Below are 15,193 nucleotides of genomic sequence, written 5' to 3'. Positions count from 1 at the left end.
GGGATGATAAATCGCGTTAAAGGTTGGTTGTTGGCTGCCACCGTGCTGCTGTGCGCGCAGGCCGGGGCGGCAAACCTCTCAGATATTCAGGTATCGAACGGCGAAAGCCAGGCCCGGATCTCGTTCAGCTTTATGGGCGATCCTGAGTATGCGTTTTCACAGCCAGACAGCCACAGCGTGGCGCTGGATATCAAACAGACAGGCGTGATCCAGGGATTACCGCTGCAGTTCAGCGGCAACAACCTGGTGAAAAGTATCCGTTCGGGTACGCCGCAGGATAGCCAGTCGTTACGCCTGGTGGTCGATCTGACCGAAAAGGGCAAAACGAAGGCAGTGAAGCAGCAAAACGGGGCGAACTATACGGTGGTCTTTACCATCAATGCCGATGTCCCGCCACCGCCTCCACCGCCGCCTGTCGTTGCCAAACGCGTGGAAGAACCGGTGTATACGCCGCGTCCTGCTGAACCTGCGCGTAATCCATTTAAATCACAGAACGATCGCATCACTGCGGCAACCAGCAGCAATACGGTGACCCGTCCGGCGGTGAGTACGCGCCGTGCTGCGACCAGCGGTGACAAAGTGATTATCGCCATTGATGCAGGTCACGGTGGACAGGACCCGGGTGCGATTGGCCCGGGTGGGACGCAAGAGAAAAATGTCACCATCGCCATTGCCCGTAAATTGCGTGCACTGCTCAACGACGACCCTACGTTCAAAGGCGTGTTGACCCGCGACGGGGATTACTTCATTTCGGTAATGGGGCGTTCGGACGTCGCGCGCAAGCAGAATGCGAACTTCCTGGTCTCCATCCACGCGGATGCTGCGCCTAACCGTAACGCGACCGGTGCCTCGGTATGGGTACTCTCGAACCGTCGCGCCAACAGCGAAATGGCCAACTGGCTGGAAGAGCATGAGAAGCAGTCTGAACTGCTAGGCGGCGCGGGCGATGTGCTGGCGAACAGCCAGTCAGACCCGTACCTCAGCCAGGCGGTGCTGGATTTACAATTCGGTCATTCTCAGCGCGTCGGGTATGATGTGGCCACTAACGTATTGAACCAGCTGCAAAGCATTGGTGTGCTGCATAAGCGTCGTCCTGAACATGCCAGCCTCGGCGTTCTGCGCTCGCCAGATATCCCGTCCATCCTTGTAGAGACGGGCTTTATCAGTAACAACGGTGAAGAGCGTCTGCTGGGAAGCGACAGCTATCAGCAGCAAATTGCTGAAGCGATTTATAACGGTCTGCGTAAATACTTTGATGCCCATCCGCTGCAGTCTGCGCCACAGAGCGGCGCTGCCCAGACGGCCAGCGCAGCGCTACCGGGTGAGATGACCGCGACCAACTAAGGAGAATTCATGCCGATTCAGGTTCTGCCGCCGCAGCTTGCGAACCAAATCGCCGCCGGTGAGGTGGTGGAACGCCCTGCGTCGGTCGTGAAGGAGCTGGTGGAAAACAGCCTCGATGCGGGCGCGACCCGCATCGATATTGATATCGAGCGCGGTGGCGCGAAGCTTATCCGCATTCGCGACAACGGCTGCGGCATTAAAAAAGAGGAGCTGGCGCTGGCGCTGGCCCGTCACGCCACCAGTAAAATAGCTTCTCTGGATGACCTGGAAGCGATTATTAGCCTCGGCTTTCGCGGTGAAGCGCTGGCCAGTATCAGCTCGGTTTCGCGCTTAACGCTGACCTCCCGTACCGCCGAACAGCAGGAAGCCTGGCAGGCTTACGCCGAAGGGCGCGATATGGATGTGACGGTCAAACCCGCGGCGCACCCTGTCGGCACGACGCTTGAAGTATTAGATCTCTTCTACAACACCCCCGCCCGACGCAAGTTCATGCGTACCGAGAAGACCGAATTCGGACACATCGACGAGATCATCCGCCGTATCGCGTTGGCGCGTTTCGATGTCACCATTAACCTTAGCCACAACGGCAAGGTGATGCGCCAGTATCGCGCGGTGGCGGAAGGTGGACAGAAAGAGCGTCGCCTGGGCGCCATTTGCGGGACCCCGTTTCTGGAACAGGCGCTGGCCATTGAGTGGCAGCACGGCGATCTGGCGCTGCGCGGCTGGGTAGCCGATCCGAACGCGAGCAGCGCTGCGTTTGCGGAGATCCAGTATTGCTACGTCAACGGCCGCATGATGCGCGACCGTCTCATCAATCACGCCATTCGCCAGGCCTGCGAAGACAAGCTCGGGGCCGATCAGCAGCCTGCTTTCGTGCTTTATCTGGAAATCGACCCGCATCAGGTGGATGTGAACGTCCATCCTGCCAAGCATGAAGTGCGGTTCCACCAGTCGCGACTGGTGCATGATTTTATCTATCAGGGCGTGCTGAGCGTGCTGCAGCAGCAGGGTGAAACGCCGTTGCCGCTGGAACACGCAGAACCGGCGCCACGCCCAATTCCTGAAAACCGTGTCGCTGCAGGCCGCAACCATTTTGCGGAGCCCGCCGTTGCGCGTGAACCGGAAGCGCCGCGCTTTTCCTCCGCAGGGGCCGCGCCGCGTCCAACGGGCGCCAACTACCCGAATGCCCAGCCTGGCTATCAAAAGCAGCAGGGCGCGTTGTACCGCAAACTGCTGGAGACGCCAGCCGTAGAGCGTAAAGAACCCATTCCGGCACCTCAGCCTTCTCTGGACGGCCATAGCCAGAGTTTTGGCCGGGTGTTGACGATTATCGCGCCGGATATGGCACTGCTGGAACGTGACGGCAAATTGATGCTTCTGGCACTGCCGGTTGCCGAACGCTGGCTTAAACAGGTGCAGCTCACGCCGGGCGAAAATGCCGCCTGTGCGCAGCCGCTGTTAATTCCGGTTCGCCTGAAAATATCCCCTGATGAAACAAGGATATTGCAGCGTGCCGAAGCACAGCTGGCGCAAATGGGTATTGAAATTGTGCTCGAACCACAACATGTGACAATTCGTGCAGTGCCTTTACCCTTACGCCAACAAAATTTACAAAACTTGATTCCTGAACTGATAGGCTACCTGGCGCAGCAAACATCGTTTGATGCCGCTAACACCGCGCAGTGGATCGCCCGCCATCTGGCCAGCGAACACGCGCCGTGGAGCATGGCACAGGCCATCAGCGTGCTGGCGGAGGTGGAACGCCTCTGTCCGCATCTGGTGAAAGCGCCGCCGGGTGGGTTATTACAACCTGTTGATTTAAAAACGGCGATGAACGCCCTGAAACATGATTGACGTAAGTAAGGCGAGCCTGCCTAAGGCAATTTTTTTAATGGGCCCAACGGCCTCCGGCAAAACGGCGCTCGCCATTGAGTTGCGTAAAGTTTTGCCTGTAGAGTTGATTAGCGTCGACTCCGCCCTCATCTACCGAGGGATGGACATCGGCACGGCGAAGCCTGACGCAGAAGAACTGCGCGCGGCACCGCACCGTTTGCTGGATATCCTCGACCCGGCTCAGGCTTACTCCGCAGCGGATTTTCGCCGGGATGCCTTAGCCGAGATGGCCGAGATAACGGCGGCGGGGCGTATACCGCTGTTGGTTGGCGGAACCATGCTCTACTTCAAGGCGCTGCTGGAGGGGTTATCACCTCTGCCATCCGCGGACCCGGAAGTAAGAGCGAAAATTGAGCAGCAGGCGGCAGAGCAGGGGTGGGACGTATTGCATCAGCAACTGGCGGAGATTGACCCGGTTGCCGCAGCGCGGATCCATCCAAATGATCCGCAAAGGCTTTCCCGGGCACTGGAAGTTTTTTTCATTTCGGGTAAAACTTTAACGGAACTGACGCAAACGTCAGGAGACGCTCTGCCGTATCAGGTGCATCAGTTCGCCATCGCCCCGGCGAGCCGTGAACTGCTCCATCAGCGAATTGAGCAGCGTTTTCATCAGATGTTAGCTTCAGATTTTGAAGCAGAAGTGCGGGCGCTATTTGCCCGTGGAGATTTGCATACGGACATGCCTTCCATTCGTTGTGTGGGATACCGCCAGATGTGGTCGTACCTTGAAGGTGAGATTTCATACGATGAAATGGTTTATCGAGGTGTTTGCGCCACGAGACAGTTAGCGAAGCGCCAGATCACCTGGTTGCGCGGTTGGGAAGGGGTTCACTGGTTAGACAGTGAAAAACCACAACAGGCGTTAAGCGACGTGATTGAGGTTGTTGGTGATATCGCTCACTGAATGTGTACAATTGAGGCGTATCGTGCGCAATTTTTCAGAATCGCAAGGTTCTAAGTACAAAACAAGCATATAAGGAAAAGATAGAATGGCTAAGGGGCAATCTTTACAAGATCCGTTCCTGAACGCATTGCGTCGGGAACGTGTTCCAGTTTCTATTTATTTGGTGAATGGTATTAAGCTGCAAGGTCAGATTGAGTCTTTCGATCAGTTCGTGATTCTGTTGAAAAACACGGTCAGTCAGATGGTCTATAAGCACGCTATTTCTACAGTTGTTCCGTCCCGTCCGGTATCTCATCACAGCAATAACGCTGGCGGCGGCACAGGTAGTAACTACCATCATGGCAGCAACGCGCAGGGTTCTTCAACGCCAGCGCAGGACAGCGACGAGACCGAATAAGGTTTCGCACTGTTATCCACACGGGGAGCCAGGGATCCTGCGTTCCCCGCTGATCTTTTTAGAGAGGTTTACGCTTGTTTGACCGTTATGATGCCGGTGAGCAGGCGGTGCTGGTACACATCTATTTTTCGCAAGACAAAGATATGGAAGACCTCCAGGAGTTTGAATCTCTGGTCTCTTCCGCCGGTGTCGAAGCAATGCAGGTGATTACCGGTAGCCGTAAAGCGCCGCACCCAAAGTATTTTGTTGGTGAAGGTAAAGCAGTCGAAATTGCGGATGCCGTAAAAGCAACCGGCGCGTCAGTCGTGTTGTTTGATCATGCGCTGTCTCCAGCCCAGGAGCGCAACCTGGAAGCTCTCTGCGAATGCCGTGTTATCGATCGCACGGGATTGATTTTAGACATTTTTGCTCAGCGTGCACGTACCCACGAAGGGAAACTGCAGGTTGAGCTGGCGCAGCTGCGTCATCTGGCAACGCGTCTGGTGCGTGGCTGGACCCACCTTGAAAGACAAAAAGGCGGGATTGGTTTGCGCGGCCCGGGTGAAACCCAGCTCGAAACCGACCGTCGTTTGCTGCGTGGCCGAATTACCCAGATCCTCTCACGTCTGGAAAGGGTCGAGAAACAGCGTGAGCAGGGGCGTCGGGCACGAACCAAAGCCGACATCCCGACGGTGTCGCTGGTGGGGTATACCAACGCCGGTAAATCCACCCTGTTTAACCAGATAACCGAGGCCCAGGTTTATGCCGCAGACCAGCTGTTTGCGACCCTGGACCCGACGCTGCGCCGTATTGACGTTGCAGACGTCGGTGAAACGGTGCTGGCGGATACCGTAGGGTTTATCCGTCACCTGCCGCATGACCTGGTGGCGGCGTTCAAGGCCACCTTGCAGGAGACGCGACAGGCGACCCTGCTGCTGCACGTGATTGATGCGGCAGACGTGCGCGTGCAGGAGAACATCGACGCGGTGAACGTGGTGCTCGAAGAGATCGACGCCCACGAAATCCCAACGCTGTTGGTGATGAACAAGATCGATATGCTGGACGATTTCGAACCGCGTATCGACAGAGATGAAGAGAACAAACCGATTCGGGTCTGGCTTTCTGCCCAGACCGGTCTTGGTGTGCCACTGCTTTTCCAGGCTTTGACAGAACGTCTTTCCGGTGAGGTAGCTCAGCACACGCTGCGACTGCCGCCACAGGAAGGCAGGCTGCGCAGCCGGTTTTATCAGCTTCAGGCGATAGAAAAAGAGTGGATGGAGGATGACGGCAGCGTGGGGATGCAGGTGCGTATGCCGATCGTTGACTGGCGTCGCCTCTGTAAACAAGAACCTGCGCTGGTCGACTATATCGTCTGATCAGAAAGGGGATGCCTGAATAATTCGCCCTTGCATAACAAATATGGAGCATATACATGGCGTGGAATCAGCCCGGTAATAACGGACAGGACCGCGACCCGTGGGGAAGCAGCAATAATCAAGGCGGCAACTCTGGGGGAAATGGCAACAAAGGTGGTCGCGAGCAGGGGCCGCCGGATCTGGATGATATCTTCCGCAAGCTGAGCAAGAAGCTTGGTGGTCTTGGCGGAGGTAAAGGTTCTGGCTCAGGTGGAAATTCCACCCAGGGGCCGCGCCCGCAAATGGGTGGCCGCGTAGTCGGTATTGTTGCCGCTGCAGTGGTAATCATCTGGGCTGCTACCGGGTTCTACACCATTAAAGAAGCGGAACGCGGTGTCGTTACGCGTTTTGGCAAGTTCAGCCATCTGGTTGAGCCGGGCCTGAACTGGAAACCGACCTTCATTGACGACGTGACCGCGGTCAACGTGGAATCGGTCCGTGAACTGGCGGCGTCTGGTGTGATGCTGACGTCTGATGAAAACGTGGTGCGCGTTGAGATGAACGTGCAGTACCGCGTGACCGATCCTGAGCGTTATCTGTTTAGCGTGACCAGCGCCGATGACAGCCTGCGTCAGGCGACCGACAGCGCCCTGCGCGGGGTGATCGGTAAATACACCATGGACCGTATCCTGACCGAAGGTCGTACCGTTATCCGTAGCGATACCCAGCGTGAGCTGGAAGAGACCATTCGTCCATACAACATGGGTATTACCCTGCTGGACGTCAACTTCCAGGCTGCCCGTCCGCCGGAAGAGGTAAAAGCGGCCTTTGACGATGCGATTGCTGCACGTGAAAACGAACAGCAGTACATCCGTGAAGCAGAAGCCTACACCAACGAAGTTCAGCCACGTGCTAACGGTCAGGCGCAGCGTATTCTGGAAGAAGCGCGTGCGTATAAGACCCAGACCATCCTGGAAGCACAGGGTGAAGTGGCTCGCTTCGCGAAGATCCTGCCGGAATATAAAGCGGCGCCGGAAATTACCCGTGAGCGTCTCTATATTGAGACCATGGAAAAAGTGCTGAGCCACACCCGCAAAGTGTTGGTTAACGACAGTAAAGGCGGAAACCTGATGGTGCTGCCGCTGGATCAGATGCTGAAAGGCGGTTCTGCACCGGCAGCAAAAGACAACAGCGGTGCGAACAACCTGCTGCGTCTGCCACCTGCGTCATCCGGTAGCACAAGCGCAACAACCACGTCTTCTTCGAGCGATGGTGACATTATGGACCAACGCCGTGCTAACGCGCAGCGTAACGACTACCAGCGTCAGGGGGAATAAGGATGCGTAAGTCAGTTATTGCGATCATCGTCATCGTACTGGTCGTGCTTTATACCTCGATCTTTGTGGTGAAAGAGGGCGAGCGTGGGATCAAGTTCCAGTTCAGCAGCGTCGTGCGTGATGGCGACAAACGCCCGGTGATCTACGAGCCGGGTCTGCACTTCAAGGTGCCGTTCATTCAGTCAGTGAAAACGCTTGATGCGCGTATCCAGACCATGGATAACCAGGCCGACCGTTTCGTGACTAAAGAGAAGAAAGACCTGATCGTTGATTCCTATATCAAATGGCGCATCAGCGATTTCAGCCGTTACTTCCTGGCAACGGGCGGCGGTGACGTTTCTCAGGCAGAAGTGCTGCTGAAACGTAAGTTCTCTGACCGTCTGCGTTCTGAGATTGGTCGTCTGGATGTGAAAGACATCGTGACCGATTCCCGTGGCCGTCTGACCCTGGAAGTTCGCGATGCGCTGAACTCCGGCACAGCGGGCACGGAAGATGAAGTTTCAACGCCAGCAGCAGATGATGCGATTGCCAAAGCGGCTGAGCGCGTTCAGGCTGAAACCAACGGTAAAGTGCCGGTGATCAACCCGAACAGTATGGCTGCGCTGGGTATTGAAGTGGTAGATGTGCGTATCAAGCAGATCAACCTGCCGGTGGAAGTGTCCGAGGCGATTTACAACCGTATGCGCGCCGAGCGTGAAGCGGTCGCCCGTCGTCACCGTTCACAGGGCCAGGAAGAGGCGGAGAAGCTGCGTGCTGCTGCGGACTACGAAGTGGCCAAAACGCTGGCGGAATCTGAGCGTCAGGGTCGTATCCTGCGCGGTGAAGGTGATGCCGAGGCGGCGAAGCTGTTTGCCGATGCCTTCAGTCAGGATCCTGACTTCTATGCCTTTATCCGTAGCCTGCGTGCTTACGAGAATAGCTTCCAGAGCAACCAGGATGTGATGGTGCTCAGCCCGGACAGCGATTTCTTCCGTTATATGAAGACGCCGACTAACGCAACGCGATAAACTCAGACTCGTTTGAGTATTCAAACCACCGCTCCCAACGGGGCGGTGGTTTTCTTTTATAAGGAACAAAAATGAATTCAACGATCTGGCTCGCGCTGGCCCTGGTCCTGGTGCTGGAAGGTCTGGGACCGATGCTCTATCCACGCGCCTGGCGTCGAATGATCGCCACCATGAGCCAACTGCCGGATAATATTTTACGTCGTTTTGGCGGCGGTCTTGTGGTTGCGGGCATCGTGATCTACTACATGTTGAGGAAAACGATTGGCTGATCAAAAAGTGGTCGGATTTGGGATATTCTGAGGTCAAAAAGTGCTGTATATCTGAAAAAGCGATGGTAGAATCCATTTTTAAGCAAACGGTGATTTTGAAAAAAATGGGTAACAACGTCGTCGTACTGGGCACCCAATGGGGTGACGAAGGTAAAGGGAAGATTGTTGATCTTCTGACTGAACGGGCTAAATATGTTGTGCGCTACCAGGGCGGTCACAACGCAGGCCATACTCTCGTAATCAACGGTGAAAAAACCGTCCTCCATCTTATTCCATCAGGCATTCTTCGCGAAAACGTCACCAGCATCATCGGTAACGGCGTTGTGCTGTCTCCAGCTGCGCTGATGAAAGAGATGAAAGGTCTGGAAGACCGTGGTATCCCGGTTCGCGAGCGTCTGCTGCTCTCCGAAGCCTGCCCGCTGATCCTGGACTATCACGTGGCGCTGGACGTTGCGCGTGAAAAAGCCCGCGGTGCGAAAGCGATCGGCACCACCGGTCGTGGTATCGGTCCGGCTTACGAAGATAAAGTTGCACGCCGCGGTCTGCGCGTGGGTGACCTCTTTGACAAAGCAACCTTCGCTGAAAAACTGAAAGAAGTGATGGAATATCACAACTTCCAGCTGGTGAACTTCTACAAAGCTGACGCTGTTGACTACCAGAAAGTGCTGGATGACGTCATGGCGATTGCAGACATTCTGACCGGTATGGTTGTTGATGTGTCCGATCTGCTGGACCAGGCGCGCAAGCGTGGCGATTTCGTCATGTTCGAAGGTGCGCAGGGTACGCTGCTGGACATCGACCACGGTACCTATCCGTACGTAACCTCTTCCAACACCACCGCGGGTGGCGTGGCGACCGGCTCTGGCCTGGGTCCACGTTATGTGGATTACGTTCTGGGCATCATCAAAGCGTACTCCACTCGCGTGGGTGCAGGTCCATTCCCGACCGAACTGTTTGATGAAACCGGCGAGTTCCTGTGCAAGCAGGGTAACGAGTTTGGCGCGACCACCGGTCGTCGTCGTCGTACCGGCTGGCTGGATGCGGTTGCCGTGCGTCGTGCAGTGCAGATCAACTCCCTGTCTGGCTTCTGCCTGACCAAGCTGGACGTACTGGACGGCCTGAAAGAAGTGAAAATCTGCGTAGGCTACCGTATGCCAGATGGCCGCGAAGTGACCACCACGCCGCTGGCTGCTGACGACTGGGAAGGCATTGAGCCAATCTACGAAACCATGCCGGGCTGGTCTGAGACCACTTTCGGTGTGAAAGAGCGTAGCGGCCTGCCTCAGGCGGCGCTGGATTACATCAAGCGTATTGAAGAACTGACCGAAGTGCCGATCGATATTATTTCTACCGGCCCGGATCGTACTGAAACGATGATCCTGCGCGACCCGTTCGACGCATAATCTTCGTGACTGCTGGCCTGCGGGGAGACCCGTAGGCCGGATAAGCGTAGCGCCATCCGGCGACCGCTCCTGGATCTCCGCTTTTTCGCCCCGTCTGTCAAATAAATTAGCCGCTAACTATCTGGCTGGTTTATCATCATTAATGAATATCTCTGCGGTTTGTCCGCGATTTCCCTTTTTCCTGAGGTTGATGTGCAGTTAACAAGTTTCACCGATTACGGCTTACGCGCCCTGATCTACATGGCGTCGTTACCCGATGGGAAAATGACCAGTATCTCTGAAGTCACAGAGGTCTACGGCGTATCCCGTAATCATATGGTCAAAATAATCAATCAACTTAGTCGTGCCGGATACGTTGCTGCCATCCGCGGGAAGAATGGTGGGATCCGTCTCGGTAAACCGGCACAGAGTATTCGTGTTGGCGATGTGGTACGTGAACTGGAGCCGCTGTCTCTGGTGAACTGCAGCAGCGAGTTCTGCCACATCACGCCCGCTTGCCGCCTGAAAAAGGCGCTTTCTAAGGCCGTGCAAAGTTTTCTCAAGGAGCTGGATAACTACACGCTGGCCGATTTGGTTGAAGAGAATCAACCGCTTTATAAATTATTGCTGGTGGAATGAAGAAAATTTCCACCGGAGCTGACAACGGAGGAACCGACATGTCACACGATCCTTTCCAGGAACGCGAAGCCGAAAAATACGCGAATCCTATCCCCAGCCGCGAGTTCATCATTGAACACTTAACAAAACGCGAAAAACCCGCCAATCGTGAAGAACTTGCTGTTGAATTAAACATTGAAGGTGAAGAGCAAATTGAAGCCCTTCGCCGCCGCCTGCGCGCGATGGAGCGTGACGGGCAGCTGGTCTTTACCCGCCGCCAGTGCTACGCGCTGCCAGAACGCCTCGATCTGCTGAAAGGGACCGTCATTGGTCACCGCGATGGCTTCGGCTTCCTGCGCGTGGAAGGCCGTAAAGACGATCTGTATCTCTCATCTGAACAGATGAAAATGTGCATCCACGGCGACCAAATTCTGGCGCAGCCGCTGGGCGCTGACCGTAAAGGTCGCCGAGAAGCGCGCGTCGTGCGCGTCCTGGTGCCAAAAACCAGCCAGATTGTTGGCCGCTACTTTACCGACGCGGGCGTGGGCTTCGTGGTGCCGGACGACAGCCGTCTGAGCTTCGACATTCTGATCCCACCTGAAGAGGTGATGGGCGCCCGCATGGGCTTTGTGGTGGTGGTGGAACTTACCCAGCGCCCAACCCGTCGCACCAAAGCGGTAGGTAAAATCGTCGAAGTGCTGGGCGATAATATGGGCACCGGCATGGCCGTTGATATGGCGCTGCGCACCCACGAAATTCCATACATCTGGCCGAAAGCGGTTGAAGAGCAGATCGAAAGCCTGCGTGAAGAAGTGCCGGAAGAATCCAAAGTGGGCCGCGTGGATCTCCGCTCCCTGCCGCTGGTTACGATCGACGGTGAAGACGCCCGTGACTTCGATGATGCCGTCTACTGCGAGAAAAAACGCGGCGGCGGCTGGCGTCTGTGGGTAGCGATTGCAGACGTAAGCTACTACGTTCGTCCGCATACCCCGCTGGATAACGAAGCGCGCAGCCGTGGTACCTCGGTCTACTTCCCGTCGCAGGTTGTACCGATGCTGCCGGAAGTGCTGTCTAACGGCCTGTGTTCCCTGAACCCGCAGGTTGACCGCCTCTGTATGGTTTGCGAGATGACCATCTCCAACAAAGGGCGCTTAACCGGCTACAAGTTCTACGAAGCGGTGATGAGCTCGCACGCGCGTCTGACCTACACCAAGGTCTGGCATATGCTGCAGGGCGACCAGGATCTGCGCGAACAGTACGCGCCGCTGGTCAAACACATCGAAGAGCTGCATAACCTCTACAAAACGCTGGATCAGGCGCGCGAAGAGCGCGGTGGGATCTCCTTTGAGAGCGAAGAGGCGAAATTTATCTTCAACGCCGAGCGCCGCATTGAGCGCATCGAGCAGACCCAGCGTAATGATGCGCACAAGCTGATTGAAGAGTGTATGATCCTGGCGAACATCTCGGCGGCACGCTTCGTTGAGAAAGCCAAAGAGCCTGCGCTGTTCCGTATTCACGATAAACCGTCGACGGAAGCCATCACCGCGTTCCGCTCCGTGCTGGCTGAACTGGGCCTGGAGCTGCCGGGCGGCAATAAGCCAGAGCCGCGCGATTACGCCGAGCTGCTGGAATCCATTAGCGATCGTCCTGATGCAGAAATGCTACAGACAATGCTGCTGCGCTCGATGAAGCAGGCGATTTACGATCCGGAAAACCGCGGTCACTTCGGCCTGGCGCTGCAGTCTTACGCCCACTTTACGTCGCCGATCCGTCGTTACCCTGACCTTTCGCTGCACCGTGCGATCAAGTATCTGCTGGCGCAGGAGCAGGGCCATAAAGGGAACACCACCGAAACCGGTGGCTACCACTATTCGATGGAAGAGATGCTGCAGCTGGGTCAGCACTGCTCCATGACCGAACGCCGTGCCGATGAAGCTACCCGCGACGTGGCGGACTGGCTGAAGTGTGACTTTATGCTGGACCAGGTCGGTAACGTCTTCAAAGGCGTGATTGCCAGCGTGACCGGCTTTGGCTTCTTCGTTCGTCTGGATGAGCTGTTTATCGACGGTCTGGTGCACGTCTCCAGCCTGGATAACGACTACTACCGCTTCGACCAGGTCGGTCAGCGTCTGATCGGCGAATCTGGCGGCCAGACCTATCGTCTGGGCGACCGTGTGGAAGTGAAGGTTGAGGCCGTGAATATGGACGACCGTAAAATCGACTTCAGCCTGATCTCCAGCGAGCGCGCACCGCGTAACGTCGGTAAAACCGAGCGCGAAAGAGCGAAAAAAGGCGGAAACGGCAAAACGAGCGGCAAGCGCCGTCAGGCCGGTAAGAAGGTGAACTTCGAGCCGGACAGCGCCTTCCGCGGCGAGAAGAAGCAGAAGCCGAAGGCGGCAAAGAAAGAAGCCCGTGCCGCGAAGAAACCTTCCGCGAAGACACAGAAAATAGCGGCCGCCACCAAAGCGAAGCGCGCGGCTAAGAAAAAGCAGGCGGAGTAAATTCTCCCCTCACCCTGACCCTCTCCCCAAGCGGGAGAGGGGAAATACTTATTACGAGAACCATCAATGAGTGAAATGATTTACGGCATCCACGCGGTGCAGGCCCTTCTCGAGCGCGCACCGGAGCGTTTTCAGGAAGTGTTTATTCTGAAAGGGCGTGAAGACAAACGTCTGATGCCGCTGATCCACGCCCTGGAAGCGCAGGGCGTGGTGATCCAGCTGGCTAACCGCCAGTTCCTGGATGAGAAAAGTGAAGGCGCGGTTCACCAGGGGATCATTGCCCGCGTGAAGCCGGGCCGTCAGTATCAGGAAAACGATCTGCCGGATCTGATCGCTGAGCTCGAGAATCCGTTCTTCCTGATCCTCGATGGCGTTACCGATCCGCACAACCTCGGCGCGTGTCTGCGTAGTGCGGATGCGGCGGGCGTGCATGCGGTGATCGTGCCGAAAGATCGCTCCGCGCAGCTGAACGCGACGGCGAAGAAAGTGGCCTGCGGCGCGGCGGAAAACGTTCCGCTGATCCGCGTGACCAACCTGGCGCGCACCATGCGTATGCTGCAGGAAGAGAACATCTGGATCGTCGGTACTGCCGGTGAAGCGGATCATACCCTGTATCAGAGCAAAATGACCGGCCGTCTGGCGCTGGTGATGGGGGCGGAAGGTGAAGGTATGCGTCGACTGACGCGCGAGCACTGCGACGAGCTGATCAGCATCCCGATGGCGGGCAGCGTGTCCTCCCTGAACGTGTCTGTTGCGACGGGCATCTGCCTGTTTGAAGCGGTGCGTCAGCGCGGGTAGCCTGTTATGCCGGGTGGCGGCTTCGCCTTACCCGGCCTACAAAGGCACGGTACCGTAGGCCCGGTAAGCGTAGCGCCACCGGGCATTAACCTCATTCCTCCAGTGACCGCAGATGGTCATCCTTCCTCAGCGTCATCAGCGCGAAAATACTCATTACTGCCGTCGCCATCACGTAGTACGCCGGAATATCCAGATTGCCCGTCTGCTTAATCAGCCCGGTTATGATTAACCCTGCGCATCCCGAGAAAATCGCGTTCGATAACGAATAGGCCAGCCCCAGCCCCGTATAGCGCACGCGGGTCGGGAACATCTCAGAGAGCATCGCCGGGCCCGGCCCCGCCAGCATGCCCACCAGACCGCCCGCAATCAATACTACTATCGCTTTCACCGCCAGCGTGCTGGACTCCGCCTGCAGAAGTTTCAGCAGCGGCAGGGCGAGGATCAGCAGCAGCGCGGTGGCGATAATCATCACCGTGCGACGCCCGATCCGATCGCTCAGGATCCCCGACGGAATGATCGTCAGCGCAAACCCAACGTTCGAAATCACTGCGATCAACAGCGCCTGATTAAACCCGGTGTGCAGCGCCGACTGCAGATAGGTCGGCATAATGACCAGGTAGGTGTACCCCGCCGCAGACCAGACCATCACGCGGCCAATCCCCATCACGATGGCCCGGAGCGTGGCGGCAATGTCCGCCTGAGCGACGGCCGGTTTGTCCTGCTGCTGCACAAAGCTGGGTGTCTCCTCCATGCTGACGCGAAGCCACAGCGCAACAGCGCCCATGGGCAGCGCCAGGAAGAAAGGAATGCGCCAGCCCCAGTCGTGCAGGGCTTCAGGCGTGAGGAGTGCGGAGAGCAGCGCCACGATGCCGGCGCCCGCTAACAGCCCCAGCGCCACGGTAAAGGACTGCCAGGCACCATAGAGCCCGCGCTTGCCTCGCGGGGCGAACTCCGTCATCAGCGAGACTGCACCGCCGTACTCGCCGCCCGCGAACAGCCCCTGCAGGATCCGAAGCAGCGTAACGATCAGCGGTGCGGCAATCCCGATGCTGGCGTAGACCGGCACAATGCCGATGGCGGCGGTGGCCAGCGTCATCAGCACCAGCACAATAATAAGCGTCGGCTTACGGCCAATTCGGTCACCGATGCGGCCAAACACCACCGCGCCCAGCGGACGGAAGAAGAAGGCGATGGCAAATGAGGCGTAGGTGAGGATCAGGCTGGTAAGCCCCGCTTCCCCTTCAAGCTGAAAGAAGTTCTTCGCAATGACGGTCGCCAGAAAACCGTAGACCGCAAACTCATACCACTCGATAAAGTTACCAATGGAGCCGGCAATTAATGCTCGCTTGTGCGCATCCGGTTGCATAACTTTCCTCACTGAAAGGGGGAGAGAATAAATTATTCAACAA

General features: G+C 56.8%; 13 protein-coding genes. 12 read left to right on the top strand and 1 reads right to left on the bottom strand.

The window, feature by feature from the left end; all coding sequences use genetic code 11:
• Nucleotides 1-3: 3 nt before the first annotated feature.
• The 12 genes from amiB (at nt 4) to rlmB (ending at nt 13,784) form a co-directional block, all read left to right on the top strand.
• Nucleotides 4-1,344 carry an N-acetylmuramoyl-L-alanine amidase AmiB gene (gene amiB / locus B498_RS03265; protein ID WP_032623068.1) on the top strand — a complete coding sequence of 447 codons (1,341 nt, stop codon included), beginning with the start codon at nt 4-6 and terminating at the stop codon, nt 1,342-1,344.
• A gap of 9 nt (nt 1,345-1,353) precedes the next feature.
• Nucleotides 1,354-3,198, top strand: a complete 1,845-nt coding sequence (gene mutL / locus B498_RS03270) for a DNA mismatch repair endonuclease MutL (RefSeq protein WP_008502921.1) — start codon at nt 1,354-1,356, stop codon at nt 3,196-3,198.
• Nucleotides 3,191-4,141 carry a tRNA (adenosine(37)-N6)-dimethylallyltransferase MiaA gene (miaA, locus tag B498_RS03275; RefSeq protein ID WP_008502920.1) on the top strand — a complete coding sequence of 317 codons (951 nt, stop codon included), beginning with the start codon at nt 3,191-3,193 and terminating at the stop codon, nt 4,139-4,141. The genes mutL and miaA overlap by 8 nt, the downstream gene beginning before the upstream one ends.
• A gap of 85 nt (nt 4,142-4,226) precedes the next feature.
• A complete protein-coding gene (gene hfq, locus B498_RS03280; RefSeq protein ID WP_008502919.1) occupies nt 4,227-4,538 on the top strand; it encodes an RNA chaperone Hfq in 312 nt (103 codons plus the stop codon).
• Between the two features lie 74 nt (nt 4,539-4,612).
• On the top strand, nt 4,613-5,893 hold the full coding sequence (gene hflX / locus B498_RS03285) for a ribosome rescue GTPase HflX (RefSeq protein WP_008502918.1): 1,281 nt from the start codon (nt 4,613-4,615) through the stop codon (nt 5,891-5,893).
• Nucleotides 5,894-5,949: 56 nt separating this feature from the next.
• A complete protein-coding gene (gene hflK, locus B498_RS03290) occupies nt 5,950-7,209 on the top strand; it encodes an FtsH protease activity modulator HflK (protein ID WP_008502917.1) in 1,260 nt (419 codons plus the stop codon).
• 2 nt (nt 7,210-7,211) lie between these two features.
• Nucleotides 7,212-8,216, top strand: coding sequence for a protease modulator HflC (gene hflC / locus B498_RS03295; RefSeq protein WP_008502916.1), 1,005 nt, complete (start codon nt 7,212-7,214; stop codon nt 8,214-8,216).
• Nucleotides 8,217-8,287: 71 nt separating this feature from the next.
• Nucleotides 8,288-8,485: a DUF2065 domain-containing protein gene (locus tag B498_RS03300; protein ID WP_003855996.1), complete on the top strand. Its 198-nt coding sequence runs from the start codon at nt 8,288-8,290 to the stop codon at nt 8,483-8,485.
• A gap of 104 nt (nt 8,486-8,589) precedes the next feature.
• Entirely contained in the window at nt 8,590-9,888 is a 1,299-nt protein-coding gene (locus B498_RS03305) for an adenylosuccinate synthase (RefSeq protein ID WP_006178975.1), read from the top strand.
• 192 nt (nt 9,889-10,080) lie between these two features.
• Nucleotides 10,081-10,506, top strand: a complete 426-nt coding sequence (gene nsrR, locus B498_RS03310) for a nitric oxide-sensing transcriptional repressor NsrR (protein ID WP_008502913.1) — start codon at nt 10,081-10,083, stop codon at nt 10,504-10,506.
• A 38-nt stretch (nt 10,507-10,544) separates the two neighbouring features.
• Nucleotides 10,545-12,986 carry a ribonuclease R gene (rnr, locus tag B498_RS03315; RefSeq protein ID WP_008502912.1) on the top strand — a complete coding sequence of 814 codons (2,442 nt, stop codon included), beginning with the start codon at nt 10,545-10,547 and terminating at the stop codon, nt 12,984-12,986.
• A gap of 66 nt (nt 12,987-13,052) precedes the next feature.
• Nucleotides 13,053-13,784 (top strand): 23S rRNA (guanosine(2251)-2'-O)-methyltransferase RlmB, encoded by a 732-nt coding sequence (rlmB, locus tag B498_RS03320; RefSeq protein WP_008502911.1) that lies wholly within the window; start codon nt 13,053-13,055, stop codon nt 13,782-13,784.
• A 91-nt stretch (nt 13,785-13,875) separates the two neighbouring features.
• Here the strand turns inward: rlmB and B498_RS03325 are convergent, their stop codons facing one another.
• Nucleotides 13,876-15,150 carry an MFS transporter gene (locus tag B498_RS03325; protein ID WP_008502910.1) on the bottom strand — a complete coding sequence of 425 codons (1,275 nt, stop codon included), beginning with the start codon at nt 15,148-15,150 and terminating at the stop codon, nt 13,876-13,878.
• Nucleotides 15,151-15,193: the final 43 nt, after the last annotated feature.

The sequence above is a fragment of the Enterobacter sp. SST3 genome, assembly GCF_000286655.1.
Taxonomy (GTDB): domain Bacteria; phylum Pseudomonadota; class Gammaproteobacteria; order Enterobacterales; family Enterobacteriaceae; genus Enterobacter; species Enterobacter roggenkampii.
The sequence above is the reverse complement of the archived record's forward strand: the minus strand, read 5'-3'. Positions and strand labels throughout refer to the sequence as shown.

Bases quoted from the DNA above. Each gene is read 5' to 3' on its own strand.
- B498_RS03300 (WP_003855996.1), top strand. From the start codon at position 8,288: ATGAATTCAACGATCTGGCTCGCGCTGGCCCTGGTCCTGGTGCTGGAA.
- hflK (WP_008502917.1), top strand. From the start codon at position 5,950: ATGGCGTGGAATCAGCCCGGTAATAACGGACAGGACCGCGACCCGTGG.
- rnr (WP_008502912.1), top strand. From the start codon at position 10,545: ATGTCACACGATCCTTTCCAGGAACGCGAAGCCGAAAAATACGCGAAT.
- B498_RS03305 (WP_006178975.1), top strand. From the start codon at position 8,590: ATGGGTAACAACGTCGTCGTACTGGGCACCCAATGGGGTGACGAAGGT.
- hflC (WP_008502916.1), top strand. From the start codon at position 7,212: ATGCGTAAGTCAGTTATTGCGATCATCGTCATCGTACTGGTCGTGCTT.
- B498_RS03325 (WP_008502910.1), bottom strand. From the start codon at position 15,150: ATGCAACCGGATGCGCACAAGCGAGCATTAATTGCCGGCTCCATTGGT.
- mutL (WP_008502921.1), top strand. From the start codon at position 1,354: ATGCCGATTCAGGTTCTGCCGCCGCAGCTTGCGAACCAAATCGCCGCC.
- rlmB (WP_008502911.1), top strand. From the start codon at position 13,053: ATGAGTGAAATGATTTACGGCATCCACGCGGTGCAGGCCCTTCTCGAG.
- miaA (WP_008502920.1), top strand. From the start codon at position 3,191: ATGATTGACGTAAGTAAGGCGAGCCTGCCTAAGGCAATTTTTTTAATG.
- hfq (WP_008502919.1), top strand. From the start codon at position 4,227: ATGGCTAAGGGGCAATCTTTACAAGATCCGTTCCTGAACGCATTGCGT.
- amiB (WP_032623068.1), top strand. From the start codon at position 4: ATGATAAATCGCGTTAAAGGTTGGTTGTTGGCTGCCACCGTGCTGCTG.